The 17,304-nt window shown below is 63.3% G+C and carries 8 protein-coding genes; 3 read left to right on the top strand and 5 right to left on the bottom strand.

The window, feature by feature from the left end; genetic code table 11:
• The 3 genes from ACTOWL_RS20220 to ACTOWL_RS20230 form a co-directional block, all read right to left on the bottom strand.
• On the bottom strand, window positions 1-2,350 hold a 2,350-nt coding region (locus ACTOWL_RS20220; RefSeq protein WP_441323073.1), incomplete at its 3' end, for a response regulator.
• 43 nt (window positions 2,351-2,393) lie between these two features.
• On the bottom strand, window positions 2,394-3,098 hold the full coding sequence (locus ACTOWL_RS20225; RefSeq protein WP_441323074.1) for a response regulator: 705 nt from the start codon (window positions 3,096-3,098) through the stop codon (window positions 2,394-2,396).
• 126 nt (window positions 3,099-3,224) lie between these two features.
• Window positions 3,225-3,596: a hypothetical protein gene (locus ACTOWL_RS20230; RefSeq protein ID WP_441323075.1), complete on the bottom strand. Its 372-nt coding sequence runs from the start codon at window positions 3,594-3,596 to the stop codon at window positions 3,225-3,227.
• Window positions 3,597-3,770: 174 nt separating this feature from the next.
• Here ACTOWL_RS20230 and ACTOWL_RS20235 point away from each other — a divergent pair, with 174 nt between their 5' ends.
• Window positions 3,771-6,398: a PAS-domain containing protein gene (locus ACTOWL_RS20235; protein WP_441323076.1), complete on the top strand. Its 2,628-nt coding sequence runs from the start codon at window positions 3,771-3,773 to the stop codon at window positions 6,396-6,398.
• 682 nt (window positions 6,399-7,080) lie between these two features.
• The gene (locus ACTOWL_RS20240) at window positions 7,081-9,321 is read left to right on the top strand and encodes a peptidoglycan-binding protein (RefSeq protein ID WP_441323077.1); all 2,241 of its coding nucleotides are present in this window, start codon (window positions 7,081-7,083) and stop codon (window positions 9,319-9,321) included.
• Here the strand turns inward: ACTOWL_RS20240 and pbpC are convergent.
• Together pbpC and ACTOWL_RS20250 are read right to left on the bottom strand one after the other, a co-directional pair.
• Window positions 9,315-11,390 (bottom strand): penicillin-binding protein 1C, encoded by a 2,076-nt coding sequence (gene pbpC / locus ACTOWL_RS20245; protein WP_441323078.1) that lies wholly within the window; start codon window positions 11,388-11,390, stop codon window positions 9,315-9,317. The genes ACTOWL_RS20240 and pbpC overlap by 7 nt on opposite strands.
• A complete protein-coding gene (locus tag ACTOWL_RS20250; protein ID WP_441323079.1) occupies window positions 11,365-16,758 on the bottom strand; it encodes an MG2 domain-containing protein in 5,394 nt (1,797 codons plus the stop codon). The genes pbpC and ACTOWL_RS20250 overlap by 26 nt, the downstream gene beginning before the upstream one ends.
• A gap of 226 nt (window positions 16,759-16,984) precedes the next feature.
• Between ACTOWL_RS20250 and ACTOWL_RS20255 the strand changes: the two genes are divergently transcribed.
• Window positions 16,985-17,275, top strand: coding sequence for a TIR domain-containing protein (locus ACTOWL_RS20255; protein WP_441323080.1), 291 nt, complete (start codon window positions 16,985-16,987; stop codon window positions 17,273-17,275).
• Window positions 17,276-17,304: the final 29 nt, after the last annotated feature.

Below are 17,304 nucleotides of genomic sequence, written 5' to 3' on the forward strand. Positions count from 1 at the left end.
GGACGAGGTCGATCCAGATCGCGGTGAGCTCGTCGGAGTAGCTCACCGTGTCCGTGCCGGCGCCGCCGTCCAGCACGTCCCCGTGCGCGCCGCCATACAGCAAGTCCTGGCCGTCGCCGCCGAGAAGCACGTCCGCCCCGAAGAATCCGCTGAGGGTATCGTTGCCGCCGTGGCCGGCCAGGGCGTTCGGGTCGACGGCGGCCGCCGTCTCCGCCGGAGCGGCGGCCGCCTCGGATCCGGCCGCCGGCATCCAGCGCTGCAGCACCTCCTGCAGCCGGGCCAGCTGCACCGGCTTGCCGATATAGTCGTCCATCCCGGCGGCGCGGCAGCGTTCGGCCTCGCCGGCCAGGACATTGGCGGTGACGGCGACGATCGGGATCCGGCCGCGGGTGCCTTTGGGCGCGGCTTCGGCCTCGCGGATCCGCCGGGTCAGCTCGAAGCCGTCCAGCACCGGCATGTGGCAGTCGGTCAGGACCATGGCATAGGACCCGGCGGCCCAGGCCGACAGCGCCTCCTCGCCGTCGGCGGCGGTGTCGGCGGCGCAGCCCAGGAGCTGCAGCTGCCGGACCAGCACCTGGCGGTTCACCGGATGATCGTCGACCACCAGCACCAGGCGGCCGTCGCGGCGCGCCTGGTCCAGATCCGCCTCGCCGGGCAGCGTCGCCCGGGCCAGCTCCGGCGGCTGGTCCGCCGCCCGGGCGATGGCGAGATCGAGCGTGACCCGGAAGGTCGCGCCGCGGCCGGCCTCGCTGTCGACCGAGACATCTCCCCCCATCATGGTGGCCAGCCGGCGGGCGATCGACAGGCCCAGCCCGGTGCCGCCGAAGCGGCGCGTGGTCGAGGCGTCGGCCTGCGCGAAGGGCTGGAACAGCCGGCCCTGCTGGGCCGGGCTGATGCCGATGCCGGTGTCGATCACGGCGATGGCGATGCGGACGCGGCCGGCGGCCCGCCGCGCCAGCGACGCCTCGATCCGGACGCTGCCGGTCTCGGTGAACTTGATCGCATTGCCGGCCAGGTTCAGCAGGATCTGGCGCAGCCGGACGGGATCGACCAGCAGCAGGGCCGGGATCGCCGGATCGGTCGTGCCCTGCAGGGTCAGGCCCTTGTCAAGGGCCTGGGGGCTCAGCGCGCTGATCACGCCGTCGATCGCGGCGCTGATCGACACGGGGGTCCATTCCAGCTCGAGCCGGCCGGCCTCGATCTTCGAGAAGTCGAGGATGTCGTTGACGATGCGCAGCAGCGTGCGCGCCGATTCCCGGATCACCTGCAGCGACTGGCGCTGGCCGTCGTCCAGGCGCGACTGCTCCAGCACCTCCAGCATGCCCAGCACCCCGTTCATCGGGGTGCGGATCTCATGGCTCATCACCGCCAGGAATTCGGATTTGGCCCGGGCCGAGGTCTCGGCGGCCTGCCGGGCCTCGGCCATCACCTGCTCGGCCAGCCGCCGCTCGGTGATGTCGTAGGTCCAGGCGATGGTGCCGGACTGGCCTTCGAAGACGATGCGCTCGAGCGACAGCAGGCCCCAGAAGCGGCCGCCCTGGCCGGTGCGGAACTCGACCTCGGCGTCCTGCACCTGGCCGGTCTCGCGCAGCGCGGCCTCCAGCCTGGCGGCGTCGCCCGGGTCGGCATACAGGCTGCGCGGATTGCGGCGGAACGCGGCCTGGCCGGCCAGGCCGAACAGGTCGAGGTGGCGCTGGTTGGCGAACAGGAAGTTGCCGTCCCGGCCGTAGATGGCGATGCTGATCGGGCTGCGGTCCAGGATGTCGCGCAGCAGCCGCTCGCTTTCGCGCAGCGCCGCCGTGCGGTGGGCGACCGTGTGCTCCAGGGCGTCGTTGGCCTGGGCCAGCTTCACCCGCCCGTCCTCGATGGCGCGGATCTGCTGATAGGCGCGCAGCGCCGACACCATGGTGGTCAAGAGCCGCGTCTGGGTCAGCTCGGTCTTGGCCTTGTAGTCGTTGATGTCGTAGGCCAGGATCACGTCCTGCTCCGGCGCCTGGCCGGGCTGGCCGGTGCGCAGCACGATGCGGGTGGTGGCGTTGCCCAGATCCTCCCGCACCCAGCGGGCGAAGCGCAGGCCGGAATCCTCCGTCTCCATCACCACGTCCAGCAGGATCAGCGCCACATCCTCGGTCCGGCGCAGGATCTCCATCGCCTCGGCCGCGGTGTAGGCGTCGATCAGCGCGACGCCGCGCCCGGAAAAGATGAAGCCGTCGAGCACCAGCCGGGTGATCTGATGCACCTCGGCGTCGTCGTCGACGACCAGGACGCGCCACGGCTCGGATGGGGCGGCTGCCTCCTCCGGCGCGTCGTCCAGCACCAGGAAATCCTCTGGCGTCTCCGTGCCCGTCATCCCGTCCCCCTTCGTCGCCGGTGCGCTGCCCGGCCGTCCCCGATCAGTCCCCGTCCGGGGCATACATGTATCCGGCGCCCCGCACCGTCCGGATCACCTCCGGCTTGCTGGGATCCACCTCGATCTTGCGGCGGAGCCGGGTGATCCGCAGGTCGATCGACCGGTCGAAGGGTTCCATCTCGCGGTTGCTGGTCAGGTCGAGCAGGCGATCCCGGCTGAGCACCTGGTTGGGATGCTGGGCGAACACCTTGAGCAGCGCGAATTCCGAGGCGGCCAGGGCGACCCCCTCGCCGTCGAGCGTGGTCAGCCGGCGGGCGTCGAGGTCCAGGATGCAGCGGCCGAAGCGCAGGCGGCCGTTCGCCGGCGGCGGTCCGTTCCGGCCGCTGCGGCGCAGCACGCTCTTGATCCGGGCGGCCAGCTCGCGCGGCTCGTAGGGCTTGACGACATAGTCGTCGGCCCCGGTCTCCAGGCCGACCACGCGGTCCACCGTGTCGGACGCCGCCGTGACCATGATGATCGCGATGTTGCCGCGTTCGCGCAGGAAGCGGGCGACGGCGAAGCCGTCCTCGCCCGGCATCTGCACGTCCAGCAGGATCAGGTCGACCGGGTCGCGGCGCGCCAGCAGCGCCCGCAGCTCGGCGCCGCTCTCGGCCCCGCTGACGCGATAGCCCTGGCGGGACAGGTACTCCTCCAGGACCCGGCGCTGGAACGCATCGTCGTCGACCACCGCAATATGAGGCTGGATCATGCATCGGTCCCGACTGGACCGGTCGGGAGGCCCGAACCCGACCGGCTCGCACATGATCAAGTATGCCATGATCTGCGGGGCCTTGCAGCGTCGCTGCGCGGTGCGGCACGGCCGTCGGGACCGTCGCTATTTGACCCGGGTCCAGACCTCGGCGCCCAGCGTGGTGCCGCGCTGCATGTCGGCCCAGATCCCTTCGAGATTGCCGTTCTTCGGCGACATGGCGAAGACGAAGCCGCCATTGCCCAGCACGCCGCCGACCGCCAGGGTCTTGTCCAGGAACACGCCCCGGCCCACCGACTTGGAGCCGCCGACGGTCCAGGTGATGAGATAAGTCTGGCCCGTGGCCTCGACCACGGCGACGCCCGAATACTTGCCGCCGTTGGGGTTGGTGCCGTCGACCTGGTAGGTGCCGGCGACACTGCCCTGGGCGATGGCCGGCAGCGGTGAATGCAGGAAGGCCGCGGTCAGGGCGGCGATGGGCAGGACGATGCGGAACATGGTATCCCCCGGTTGGTTCGGCGCCGGACGACCCCGGCTGCTGATCCGCATCATGGCGCCGCCGCGTATCAGGCTCATGTCGCGGCGCCGGGTTTTTGGTATCGTCTGTATCGCCCCAGCCGACGGGGGCCTTGCGACTGGGGTGTCAGGCGCGTGCGGAAGGACGGGACCAGCGTGACGGCCGCCAGCCGATCGGGAGAGCTGCCGTCGAGACCGGTCCTCGATCCGGTGCTCGATGCCGTTGCCGCCATCCTCGGCGCCGGCATCTGCCTGCTCGATGCCGAGGACCGCGTCCTGGCCTGGAACGACACCTATCTGGAGCTGTTTCCCGAGGAAGCCGACCTGCTGCGCCCGGGCCTGCCCCTGGAGGAGACGGTGCGCCGCTTCTTCGAGACCCATCTGGAGCCGGCCGAACGCCCCTTCATCGACCGCCACATCGCCGCCGCGCTGGAGCGCCACCGCAACCCGCCCGGCTCTTATGCCCGGCAGTGCAAGGATGGGCGGTGGCTGTCGCTCGAGACCAGGCGCCTGCCCGACGGCCGGCTGCTCAAGATCTTCACCGACGTGACGTCGCGCCATGACGGCGGCGCCATGAAGGAGGCGATCACCGCGGTCGATGTCGGCCTGATCCGCTATGCCGGCGACGGCACGTTCCAGACCGCCAACCGGGCCGCCAGCGCCCTGTTCCCGGCGCTGGTCGGGCAGTTCCGGTCCGGCAGCACCAGGGCCGACCACATCCGGCTGCTGGCCGATTCCATCCTGGCCCCCGGGGAGGCGGTGCGGGCCGAGCGGCTGCTCGCCATGCCCCAGCCGGACGCGACCCTGTACGAACCGGCGGTGCTGCGCGACCGCGACGGGCGCTGGCTGCAGTTCGAGGAGCGGCACCAGGACGATGGCGGCGTGCTGATGATCTGGCAGGACGTGACCGCCCGCATCGACGCCAAGGCCGAGCTGGACGGGCTGCGCCTGCGCATGACCGATGCGATCGAGTCGGTGCATGACGGCTTCGTGCTGTTCGACGCCGAGGACCGGCTGGTGCTGTGGAACGACGCCTACCGGCGGCTGTACGGCCTGGCCGAGGGCGAGCTGCAGCCCGGAACCCCGTTCCGGACGCTGATCGAGGCGGCGGTCGAGCGCGGCATGTATGCCGAGTCGGGCGACCTCGTCGACCGGATGCAGCGGCGCCTGCGGCACCATCGCGGCGACGCGCCGCCGCTCGACATGCCGCTGGCCGACGGCCGCTGGATCCGCATGACCGAGCGGCCGACGCATGAGGGCGGCATCGTCGGCATCCATGTCGACATCACCGACATCAAGCGGCGCGAGGCGGCGGTGAGCGACAGCGAGCGGCGGCTGGCCGCGACGCTGGCCGAAGCTGCCCGCCGCACCGCCATGCTGGACGCGATCGGCTATGCCGCGACCCAGATCATCGGGCGCAGCACTTGGCGGGCCGGCATCCAGGAGCTGCTGGCCCGTCTGGGCCGGGCCACCGGCACCGACCGGACCTACATCTTCGAGGTGCGCGACCGGCCGGGCGGCGGCCTGGGCAGCAACTACAGCTACGAATGGGTGGCGGACGGCGTGCCGGCGCTGATCGACGACCCGAAGATGCAGGACCATCCGCTGCCCAGCGACCCGGCCGTGCTGCAGGCGCTGATCGACGAGCGCCTGACCGGCGCTGCGGGGCTGAGCGGCTGGAACCTCGGCAGCGAGCTGGAGCAGATGGAGCTGCGGCGCCAGGGCGTCCGCTCCAACCTCAAGGTGCCGATCCTGTTCGGCGGCCGCTGGTGGGGCACCATGGGCTTCGACGACGTCCGCGTGGAAGGGCGGTCCTGGCTGCCGGTCGAGATCGACGTGCTGAAATCGGCCGCCAGCCTGATCGGCGCCGCGATCGAGCGTGGCCGCATCGACGAGGAGCTGCGCCGCAGCGCTGCCGATCTGGAGCGCCGGGTCGAGGAGCGGACGGCCGAGTATGTCCGCGTCAACGAGCAGCTGCAGGGCACCGTTGCCGATCTGCGCCGCACCCAGGCCGAGCTGGTGCAGGCGGAGAAGATGGCGTCGCTGGCCCAGCTGGTGGCCGGCGTGGCGCATGAGATCAACACCCCGGTCGGCACCGCCCTGACCGCCGCCTCGCATCTGGAGGAGCGGGCGCGCGCCTTCGCCGCGGTGGTGGCGGGCGGGCAGATCCGCCGGTCGGAGCTTGAGCGCTTCGTCGACCGGGCGGGGGAGGTGTCGCGGCTGCTGCTGTCGAACCTGGAGCGCGCGGCCGGCCTGATCCGCGAGTTCAAGCAGGTCGCGGTCGACCAGACCAGCGCCGAGCGCCGCAGCTTCGATCTTGGCGACTATCTCGAAGGGGTGCTGGTCAGCCTCGGCCCCAACTACCGGCGCACCCCGCACAGCGTGACGCTGCGCTGCCCGCATGGGATCGTCATGGACAGCTTCCCGGGCGCGGTGTCTCAGGTGGTCACCAACCTGGTCATCAACGCCCTGGCCCATGCCTTTCCCGAGGGGCGGGCCGGGTCGGTGACGCTGCTGGTGGCGCCGGAGCCGGAGCGGGTGATCCTGGATTTCGCCGATGACGGGGTGGGGATCCCGCCGGAGAATATCGGCCGGATCTTCGACCCGTTCTTCACCACCCGCCGCGGCACCGGCGGCAGCGGCCTGGGGCTGCACATCGTCTACAACCTGGTCACCGCCAGCCTGGGCGGGCAGATCACGGTCGATTCCGCGCCGGGGCAGGGCACGCGGTTCACCGTGATCCTGCCCCTGGTCGCGCCCGGTTCCGGCAACGGGGGCGGCTAGAATGCCGGCGATACGCCCCTCCGGCGTGGCCCGGCCGGCGGGCAGCGACCCGAGGATCGCCGCCCACCCATGTCACCCAAGTTCCTCTGTCTCGGTCCAGGGGTGCAGTCCCGAAGTGGCCACCCCGCCGCCGACCGCTTCCGGCTCGTTGCGGACGCTTCCAGGAGAGCAACTGAGCGTCCGGTCCGTCCCTGTTGCTGACATTCAGCGGGCTCGGCAGCTCCTCCGGAGCGGACATCGATCTATCTGCCCCCGAAAGCCAACCTCTGCCCGGAGGCAGGTCGTCCGTCCCCCTTTGCGACGCTCGAAGAGTGCCTCTACAGCTACAACGCTCGGACGGGTCTTGAAACCCGACAAGACTCACCATCGCGGGTTGCCGCGTCAGACGACACGGAGCCGGCCACGGCCCCATCGACAACGACGACATTGCAGCTGGACGCCATCATCTGTGCCCGTCGTCCGAGTGGTCGATCTTGCAGAACCAACCGCCCAGATGGCTCCAGGCGCATCACCTCGGTAGGAGCACCTTCTCTCTGAACGCGGCATGCTGTTGTGCCGCGCAGCTGAAAGGTTTAATATGCATTGAAATTAGTGCTCTGAATTATTTATCGCCATGAAATCAGGATCAGAACAATTTCTCCATCGCTCTCGATCTAATTCGGCGGCGATTTGTGATACGCAGGTGGACAACGCGCTCGACCCGAAAATGCTGCCGCGGGTTCTGCTTTTCATAGCAGCGGTTGCGGTCGGTATCTTCTGCGCGGCGCAGAGCGCCGTTTTTGCGCAGGGAGTTGAACACAGGTTCTCTCAATCGGAACGCAGCGACGCTTTTCGCGCGATCTCCACTGACATGCGAGACGGCCTTGTGGCAGTTGGCGGTCGCGATAGCGACGGGCAAGACGGGGCCAAAGCAATCGTCTATCGCGAGGACACCATCGGGCATGTAGCTCTGGAACTTGACATTTCACAGCAGAATGCCGTGTCCACAACACTGGTTGCGCTCCTACGGCTTGCTGAGGGTGACTATGTCGCGTCGGGCTGGGTACGTTTGCATGAAGTAGAATTCGACGACTGCTTTGTTGTTCGATTTCGTACGGATGGGCAAATAGTATGGAAAATTAATCTTGGAGGTCCGGGTCACGAACGCTGCTATTTCGCTGTACGAGGTGCCACGGGCGACCTGATTGTGGGGGGGCGGCGCGAGCGTAAGGAGGAGGCTCGTCAACCCGCGCGCGGAGTCTATTGGCACTTGAACCCTGAGACTGGAGCCGCCTTGGATCCCTCTGGCCGGGAAGTAGGCGCCACAGGAGGACGACGGAGCGCATTCCAGAGCGCCGTGGCTCTCATGGATGGAGGAGCTGTATTCGCGGGCTGGGTAACGGATGACACGCGGCATGCCGATGACGCCTGGGCCATCAGTGTCAGGCCGGATGGGACGACTCATTGGGAGTGGCGCGACGGCGGAGTCGGTATGAACCTGGCAAATGCGGTGATCGCTCGTAGCGATGGGGGGGTCCTCATCTTTGGATATGGGACAAGGCAGGACGGGTCCACCACCAGCGGTCTGGTCGCCGCAGTAGGCCGCGAGGGCAAGACGGATTGGCTGAAATTCGTCGATGCGGGAGATATCGGCGACGACAAGTTCTTCAGTGGCGTTGTGATGGACAGCGGTCAAATAATTGCCGTGGGAGGGACGAAAGAGAAAAGCGAGAGATCGGAGCACGGCTGGATAGCGCAGCTGGGCCAGGATGGAGCAGTGCTGACGAGCCGGGTCTTTGACGATGTTGCCGAGAGCCGGCTATATAGTGCCGGCGTTACCGCTGATCAGAGATTGCTTGCCGCTGGCGTTGGCGAGCGGCCCGGCGGGAAGGGTCGCAACGGCTGGATTGTCACGCTCGAACCAGCTTGGCCGGACTTGAGAACGCCAAAGGCGATGGTGAGCACAAGCACTGATCTTGGTAAGCTCCAGGCTGGTACCAAGGGCATCAAAGTGACCAAGACTCTTGCGCCGGGAGGTGCTGAACGCTATTCGTTTGAAATTATTACGCCGCAGCGAGTCGAGGCGGTACTGTTGCCAGTCGACGGCGATTCCGATCTTGCTTTGATGCCTTCCGACGACGCTGTGCCGATTTCTTCAAATAATTCTGGTGAGGCCGCTGAACTGATCGAGGCCACGCTTCCACCCGGTCGCCACATGATCGAAGCAGTTGGTCCCGCCGAATCCCCGTCCAAATTCCACCTCATATTGCGTGCCCGGCCAGCGGCAAGCCCGAGCAGTGACGCAATTTCGCTCGAAGCAACCTGGGAAGAGGACGAACGCAAGCTGGTTGAGCATGGGCTTGAGTTGCTCGGCTACGATCCGGGCGATCCGGACGGAATATTCACCGGAGCGACGCGGTCCGCGGTACGGGCGTTTCAGGAGCGCTCGGGAGTTCCCGCAACGGGTTGGCTGAGCGAGCGAGATCGGTTTGGGCTTGCATTCGCCGCGGGAAACGCGGCTGCGGCGCTCGGAGATGCGGCAGCACTGCGTGCAACTCGAGCGGCAGAGGCTCCGGATGCTGTCAAGCAGAGCAACTCGGACAACGACACTTGGTTCAATGGCGAATTCGGTCCCGGAATTGTTCACGCGATTAGCCGTACTGCGCGAGGATGGACCTACCGTGGGCAGTGGCAGGAGCGTATCCCGAATGGTATGGGGGCTTTGGCAGACGGCGATCGCGAATGGATCGGGGAGATCGTGGAGGGTTCGATGCAAGGCTACGGCGTCTTCCGATCCCGCGGTAAGACCCTCTACGCTGGTGAATGGGGAAGGCGCGGGAAGGGCTTCGGTCATATGGGATACGGCGTGAACCTCGCCAACAAGGCTCCGGTTGCGGAAATATGGTCGGAGGGTGAAGTTCCAGACCGCAGCATTCCTTACTGAGCCGCGACAGCCGCTATCCAGACGTTCACCATAGCCGCCCTGCCGTTGCCGTCGACCAATTCGAGGCGGGCTCCACCGAGGTTGCTCGGATACCAGAGTTCTACGGGTGTCTCAGACGGCGCGCCGAGCGGGCGGCCGTTTACCATCCATCGAAAAGGCGCTTGACCGCCGTGTCCCCGCAGACTCACGGGCCCATCACCGGCCCAGATCTCTGCGCCCTCTGCCGGAACGTCTATCATCGGTACGTCGTTCTGGGTCGGTTGCCTGGAGAAGCGCACCAGGCGAGGCGGCAAATCGGCACGAGCGGCGAGGGGTGTGCCGGGTGGTGGGGGGCCGGCAGGATCGACATGCGGATCAGGTAGGATGTCAAAGATCTGGAAGAGGAGGGGGGCCGCTGTTGCCCCGCCGAAACTGCCGGGCATCGGGGCGGAGTCCGGCCGTCCTATCCACACCCCAACCGTGTGATCCGCGTCAAAACCCACGGCCAATGCATCACGAAAGCTTGCCGATGTTCCGGTCTTGAATGCCACACGCCGCTGACCACCAATCTCTCCGCCACCTGGCGCGCCAGGTGGCTGCATCGACGCGAGGATATCGGCGACAGCCCAAGCGGCCTCCCTGGTCAGCAGCGGCACACCCGACTGTTCGGGATCGGATTGACGGTAGCGCAGCGGCCTGGCCAGGCCGTGGTTGGCGAGCCCCGCATAAAGCCTCACCAGATCCTCCAGACTTATGCCGCAACCACCGACGGCAACGGCCAGCCCGGCTTCGGCGTCCGGCTGCGGTATGCGCAGTGTAACACCTGTCGACCGCATTCGGGTCAGAAGCCGCGACGGTACGAGGGCATTGAGCAAATCAACCGGGACAGTATTAACGGACCGAAGGAGAGCTTCTCGCGCGGTAATGACGCCGCCAAAGCCTCCCTCAAAGTTCTCGGGAGAGTAGGTCCCGTGCCGGGTCGGCAAATCGTCCACCAGCGTTTCCGGGTGGATTAAAAGTGTTTCAAAGGCGAGGCCGTAAATAAACGGCTTCAGTGTCGAGCCAGGGGAGCGTACGGCTCTGGCATAGTCGAACTCACCGTTGCGGGACGCATCGTTGAAATCGATAGACCCGACATATGCCACCACGGCGGCATCACGATTTCGAACCACTATGGCTGCTGCGTTGGCTGCAGGAGGCAGAAAATTTTGTCGCGCCTTGATTATCCTTACGACCTGATCTTGAATAGGGCGGTCTACCAGCGTGGTCACGGCTTCTGCTTGCTCCGCCTCTGCGCGCAACGTCTGTGACAGATGCGCGGCAAAGTCGGGCATTGGCATTCGCACTGCTGGTATGTCCTCCAGCCGAGCGGTCCCTGCCATCTCAGAGGTAATCACACCAAGCGAAACCAACCTTTGGAGGACTTTGTCCCGTGCGGCACGTGCCGCTTCGGGGCGGCGATCCGGGCGACGCAGAGGTGACTGCGGCAGCGCCACGAGAAGCGCCGCCTCGCCCACGGTCAAGCGACGCGGCTCCTTGCCAAAGTATGCAAGGCTAGCCGCGCGTACTCCTTCCAGATTGCCGCCAAATGGGGCAAGGGTAAGATACAATTCAAGAATCTCGCGCTTGCCATAACTGCGCTCAAGAGCAAGTGCTTCCGCCATTTGACGGAGCTTGGCTGCAACGCTCATCGGTTTTGGATCAAGCAGCCGAACCACCTGCATGGTTATGGTCGATGCGCCGGAAACGACGTGGCCATTCCAGACCGCCTGCCAGGTCGCTCTTGTGAGTGCCAGTGGATCGACGCCAGGGTGCGAGAAGAACCGATGATCCTCGTAGGAAATCAGCATTCTGATATAGAGAGGAGAGACGTCCTCCAGTCGAACGGGCAGTCGCCACGTCCCGTCCGGCGTGCCGAACGTCCGTAGCAAGTGACCTTGACTGTCCATTATCTGTGCCGAGACGAGGCGTGCACGGGCTACGCTCGGAGCGCTTACGCTCAGGTATCCAGCGAGACCGAGCGCCACCAGCAGGCCTCCGGCAATCAGGGCGAGCCTGCCCGGGCTAGTCCTTCGGAACAACATTAACATAGCCAGCAGTCGTGCGCCCCTGGACCGAGGGGATATTGACGCCCTCGACAGTCGTGGCAGGCCAGATGTATCTTCCGACACTGGCGGCTCGAACAAGATAGCCGAACCGGAAGCCGCGCTGAGCCTGATCCAGATCAATGAGGGCCAAGAAGCGATCGTCAGCAAAATCGCGACGTCGGACCGCTGTTTGATCGACTAGATCAAGCCGCAGCTGCTTCCGAGCTTGCGGCGCCAATGCCAGTCCTTCCCGGAGATCAACGTCTTCAATTCTCCAGCCACCAGGCAATAGATCGACGAGAACCGCTGAGCCGGTAGCATCTTCTGATGCCTTGCCTTCAATGACGACAGCGAGGAGCTCGCTTCTGGGAATGGAGGTGGATTGCAGGTCCACGGGAAGGTCGGGATCGCCACCACCGTCTAGCCTGTAGACGTTGCGCCGTATCATGATGGCGGCATTCGGATCGGGATTTATCGCCAGAGCCGGCAGGGCCGGCACGCCGCGTATCAAAAGATCAGATACAATTTCCTGCGGACCAAGATTCTCAATACGAATTGATTTGTTAAGAACTTCGATTCCGATTTCCGGTGAGTTCCATGCGTTGCTGTCGATAGTGTGTACTCCAGAGTCGACCTTGAATATCGTTTTCGGGACGGTCGATCGAGCTCTTCGGAGTTCTGCAAGAGCCAGCTTCCCACGGGCTACCAAGCCCAGCTCGGGGTCGCGATCGACAACTGCTTGAGTGGCCTTGAGGAACTCATCAAACCCCGATCCGGAAGCTCCCGTTCCAGAAAGGCCATAGACGAGATCGGCGAGGTTCTCGATCGGTAAAGTTCCGGTCTGTTCCATGGAAATCGGCAAGATGACGCCGCTTAGCTCATCTTCCTCAGAAAAACCAAAAGTATGCAACGCTGCAGCAGTGAATGCACGGGATGCCAAGTCGGAACTCGGGGGATCTTCGCTGTCCTCACAGGATTGCTTCATGCGGTCCAGATCAGAAAATGTCGCGAGATTGAGTCTGACCAATACATATAATGGATACGCATAGTCGATCCTGCACGCGTAGTCGGAATCGGACAGAGAAATCCTAAGATAGCCGCCCGCAGACTTGATTGCATCGCGCGGAATGTCAAGACCATGCTCCTGGCCTGTAAGCAATGTGTCCAAAATGAACGCCGTCAGCTCCGGCATGCCAGCAGTATCCCGCTCTCCGGGGTAAAGCGGAAAGTCCCCTTCGGGGCGCTGTGTCGCGAGCAATTCCAAGAGAGCTGTGTTGAATTCGTCTGCAAGAGCCGACGCATTGGTGACCCCAGTGCCAGATTCCACAATGGCAGAGAGAAGGAGTGTCAATCGCGCGGCAAGTTCATAGGTTGTCATAACCGGACGTTCTGATTCATCCTTGAAAAGATGAAGGTCAAGCGTTGGCGCTATCGATATTCTCTGCCGAAGTCTGATGGTTGCCGGTGCCAGTGCCTCGACCGAGGCCAAGACGGCATCGCGCGTCAGTTCCAGAGACTGGTTTGGAGCAAGCTGCATTCGAACGAGATGTGTCGTCGGACGAGTCGCAGGGCGAACCGGCAGCGTCCACCGCCTCTCAATATCAACCAGACTTGTGTCGATGGACCGGATGCGCAGGGTGAGGTGAGAGAGTGCCAAGTCGCGTACCGCGTCCAGGGGGCTTGCGACAAGATCGAACTGAATGCGGGTTCGTTCACCTTCAGCCAAATGGGTGCGCCAGACCGTATCCCCTTTGATGGAAATTGGACCGCTCGAACTTAGAGAGATCTCGTACTCGCTGGCCGCTGAATGGAGATTGCGCAGATCGACGCCGGCCGTTGCCATGTCACCTGGTGCCATGAAGAGCGGCAGATCCTCCTGGGCCGCGACGATATCACTGACCTCCACTTTCGCCTGCGCCGCTCCGGATTGAGCGGGGGTCCAGGCGACAGCCATCAACTGAAGGCGTCCCAGGAAGTCCGGCACAGGCACTTCGAAGCTGGCTCGGCCCTGTTCGTCGAGGGCTGTGATGCCGGAGAACCAGACGACTGTGCGAGGCCATGTGTAGTCGCCTATCCGAAGAGAACCGAGGTCGACATCACCACCCGAGTGGAGCGGCGCAGCATTTCCCTGATCAGTGATGACTCGGCCATAGCTGTCGAGAATCTCGACTCCGAGGCGGCGCGGCCCGTGGAAATGAACAAAGGGATCTGGTGGCGCATAGTTTGTCAGGCTCAGGATTCCGGCGTCGACTGCGGCCAGCGCCACGTAGCCGGAAGAACCCGGGCGCAAGCCCTTGATCTCGACGACTACGCGCTGGTCTCTACGAGGGGTCGCAGTCCTCGGAACGTGGATACTGGCTTCGAGCTGCGAACGTGGATCGTGAACAGCGAAGCTCGCTACTCCAATGGCGCGCGGTGGGTCCATCCCATCCGTGGCACGGTCGATCGGCCGGAAGACGGTGGCCAGCAGATAGGGATGGGGACCCCAGCGCTCGTCAACTGTCAGCGAGATATCGACGGGTTCGTCGTCGACATCCCGGCTGACGATCTCGTGCACTCGATCGCTCGCGACCGCGAGAATCAATTCGCCCGGGAAGGCAGACTCGATTCGTGCCGTCAAAGTGTCCCCCGGTCGATAGGCTTGGTTATCGAGTATGACCTTGACGAGATCGGGGCGGCCGGCGCTGCGGATTGTGCTCTCAAAGCCCAGCGTAAATGAGATCTCTGTCAACAACTGCCCCGCTTCACGGGTCAATTTGAGGTGATAGCGGCCAAGCGGTTCGTCTATCGGCAGTCGCGCGGATCTCTCCGTTCCATCGGCCAGCGTTCCGCTTCGCAGAAGATGGCGATAGATCTGTCCTTCGTAGTCAAACTCGCTGTCATCGTCGCGTTGACGCTGCCACTGGAACGCCTCCTCCTCGGCGAAGAGCTGCCATTTCAAACTCGGAACCGGGATCTGACGGCCGTCGTCGTCAACGGCGACAATTTCGATCTCCGCGGGTTTGCCGGCGCCGGCAGGAGGGGAAACACGCGCCCCGAGCCAGTGGTGGCCTGGGCGCCCGACTCTCCAGTTGAAATCGCTGCCGACTGGACGCCCATCCGTGTCATCAATCTGCACGCGCACATTTGCCTCGAGCGGCACCGCGGCTTTGGGAAGCACATCCAGCACGACATCGATTTCCGTCGAGCCGTCTTCCGATGTGCGTGGCAATTCCCTGGGTGGCCCGGAAGCGACGACAGCACCTTCCTGAGGCTCTTCGCCTCCAAAGTGGAAGCTCTCGAATCCCTTGAAGGGGGCGCCTGCCCGCCGGAGGACCATGCGGTAGCGACCGGAGAGGCCTGCAGCAGGCGCGCCGTAGAGATACTTCGCGTGGAGTTTGACGTTCTTGGGCGCATCCAGCGTGATCGGTTCCTTATCGGGATTGTCCACCTGCAGTTCAATGCGGTTCGGAACGAAGTTCTTGACCTGGAGATCGGCTGAACCCACCAGGGAATTGCCCGCATATATCTCCGTCCGCCACGCGCCGGACGCTGCAGCGTGTGGCAGCTTCAAGGACACATGAGCAACTCCAGCCTTGAATTCCCGGATATCCAGTTCGGGGATGACGGACTGGTCTGGGGCCACCGGTCGGAGCCTGAGGGGGGGCGGCTCGATCCCCATGGCTCGATCGTTCCGCACTATGACCATCACCTCGACAGTCTCGCCCGGGCGATATATGCCGCGGTCAGTCCATACGTAGGCGTCCAGCGGACCTGGCGCCGCCCTTCCGGCGATGTTGCGATCGCTGAGATCAAGCGCGTCGCCGGACGTATCGAGGAATGCAAAATCACCGGCAGGCCCGAATGCAAGGACACCGCGCAGTCGATTGCCGAGGATGCCCTGAGCGAGGCCGGGGGCGAAACTTACGATCCCATCCGCGTCGGTGGACGAGCTACCCAAGATGCGATTGGCAGCACTGACAAGGTCGACGCGTATTCCAGGATAAGCCATGCCCTCGCTGATCGAACGCGCGACGACATGGAGCCCGCCCGACCCACGCATCAACTGGAGACCGATGTCCGTACGGACGATCCACTGGGTCGGAATCAATTCGGATTCGAGGGTGCCATAGCCGAAACTTTCGATCCAGTCATCCTCCGTGAGGGGGTCCTTAGTGGTATTTCCTGGTATTGCAGCCAGGGCATACACTCCATTGCCAAGTGCATCTGGCGCTCCATCATCAACAAACCCTTTTGAAAAGATCCCATCTCTGAAGTGTTCCGCTCCACGCGCGTCTAAAATCGCCCCGATTGGCAGCTCCGTCAGGGTCTCGGTATTTCGGCTATCATCTATCTTGGCGCTGCCCCACCACACAATTCGGCCCGATCGGAGTCTGATATTCTCGAAGGCTTCAAAATCAAGACTCTTCCCAACACGCCCAAGTGCCACCTCGTTGATGAGCTGGCGATCCGTTATTTGAAGTAGTAACAAAGTCACTTTCTTTACATTTACGGATTTTAGTGGAATCAGCCCGCGACCGTCTTTAGGCAAAATTAAGGTGTCTGACTTAAAGGCAAGATCGGGTGCGCGATCGCCGATCTTAATCTCAACATTACGATCCGATTTAAGAGAGCGACCATCGGCAGCAGCTAGTTCTGCTTTCAGCGTCACAGTATATTTTTCTCCAAATCTTAAACCATAGACACATAATTGTTCTCCAGCTATTGCGATCTCAACAGCCCAGGGTTCCTCCTTGGAGTCATAAATTCGCTTTGCCAGTACCCAATTCTGATACTGAGTTTGCCGCACCATATCCAACGGCGAACTAAAAGTGACGCACCATTTCGGTGTTCTTCCATCCTGGCTTGTCTCTTCTCCATCTTGAAAAAACTCCAGGTCGGACCCCCGCAATTCGGCGAGTCTTTTCTCAAGCGCGGGATCCGAGATGAGCCGCCCGATCTCGGCCCAGGTCCTGATTGCCAATTCACGCCTCTCCTGGCTCTCGAGGTGTCGGGCAATCAGCAGAAGCGCTTCGGTTGCAACTCCGCTGTCGGTCGTCTTTGACACCGTTGCGGTGACAAAAGCATTATATGCCGCCGCAGCGCCTTCAGGCGCGTTCGGGTCGAGGTTGCGCCATGCACGGGAGAGCTGCAGCCAGGTCTCAGCGTCGCCTGGACGTCCTGCGACAATCTCTTCGAGCGCTTCCACCGCCTGACGCCAATGGCCCGTCTGAGCGGCGTCCTTGGCGGCGCGCAAGCGAGTGGCCAAGCTGACGCCGGCAGACGTTGGGGCGATGGCCAAACGTTCGCGGTAACGCTCGGCATCTGCCGCGATGTCGGGCAACTCAAGCGCTGCGGCGGGAACAAGCACGCCAACAAGCAGGGCCAGCATGACGGCCGACGCTATACGTCCTGCCCGCAATATAATTACCCGATAGCATTTTGTGAAATTTGCCATCTTATCAATTTGCCATCTAATCAAATTTGCCTAGCGTCGTCGGTTTCCCGACGGCCAGCTAATAGGCTATCATACCAAGAACCTCATGATGAGGGAATGAGAAATGTTACTTGTCGTGTTTTGCCAAGGATGGCTCTCTGATTGATTACGGGAGCAAAATATGAGTAGAAAATCTTCTGCATTTCTGAGTTACGTTCGTGAAGTGGATGAAGTAAAGGACGTAACTAGATTTCGGGAATCTCTTGAGCAAGCGGTTCGGGAATTGGGATTGGAGGATTTTTCGATTTTTCATGATCGGCTTGATGTGCAGTGGGGCGATGATTGGCGCGAGAGAGTTAAAAATTCTCTTGATAAAGTGCAGATACTGATAACAATTATTTCTCCTGGATTATTCCGTAGCGAGCCATGTCGCTTTGAAATTGAGTTTTTTTGGAAAGAGAGGCAAAAGTAGAGGGTTCAAAGACATTTGTATTGCCGATA

It is taken from the genome of Inquilinus sp. CA228 (assembly GCF_052078665.1).
Taxonomy (GTDB): Bacteria; Pseudomonadota; Alphaproteobacteria; order DSM-16000; family Inquilinaceae; genus Inquilinus.

Bases quoted from the DNA above. Each gene is read 5' to 3' on its own strand.
- ACTOWL_RS20225 (WP_441323074.1), bottom strand. From the start codon at position 3,098: ATGATCCAGCCTCATATTGCGGTGGTCGACGACGATGCGTTCCAGCGC.
- ACTOWL_RS20230 (WP_441323075.1), bottom strand. From the start codon at position 3,596: ATGTTCCGCATCGTCCTGCCCATCGCCGCCCTGACCGCGGCCTTCCTG.
- pbpC (WP_441323078.1), bottom strand. From the start codon at position 11,390: ATGTTAATGTTGTTCCGAAGGACTAGCCCGGGCAGGCTCGCCCTGATT.
- ACTOWL_RS20250 (WP_441323079.1), bottom strand. From the start codon at position 16,758: ATGCTGGCCCTGCTTGTTGGCGTGCTTGTTCCCGCCGCAGCGCTTGAG.
- ACTOWL_RS20255 (WP_441323080.1), top strand. From the start codon at position 16,985: ATGAGTAGAAAATCTTCTGCATTTCTGAGTTACGTTCGTGAAGTGGAT.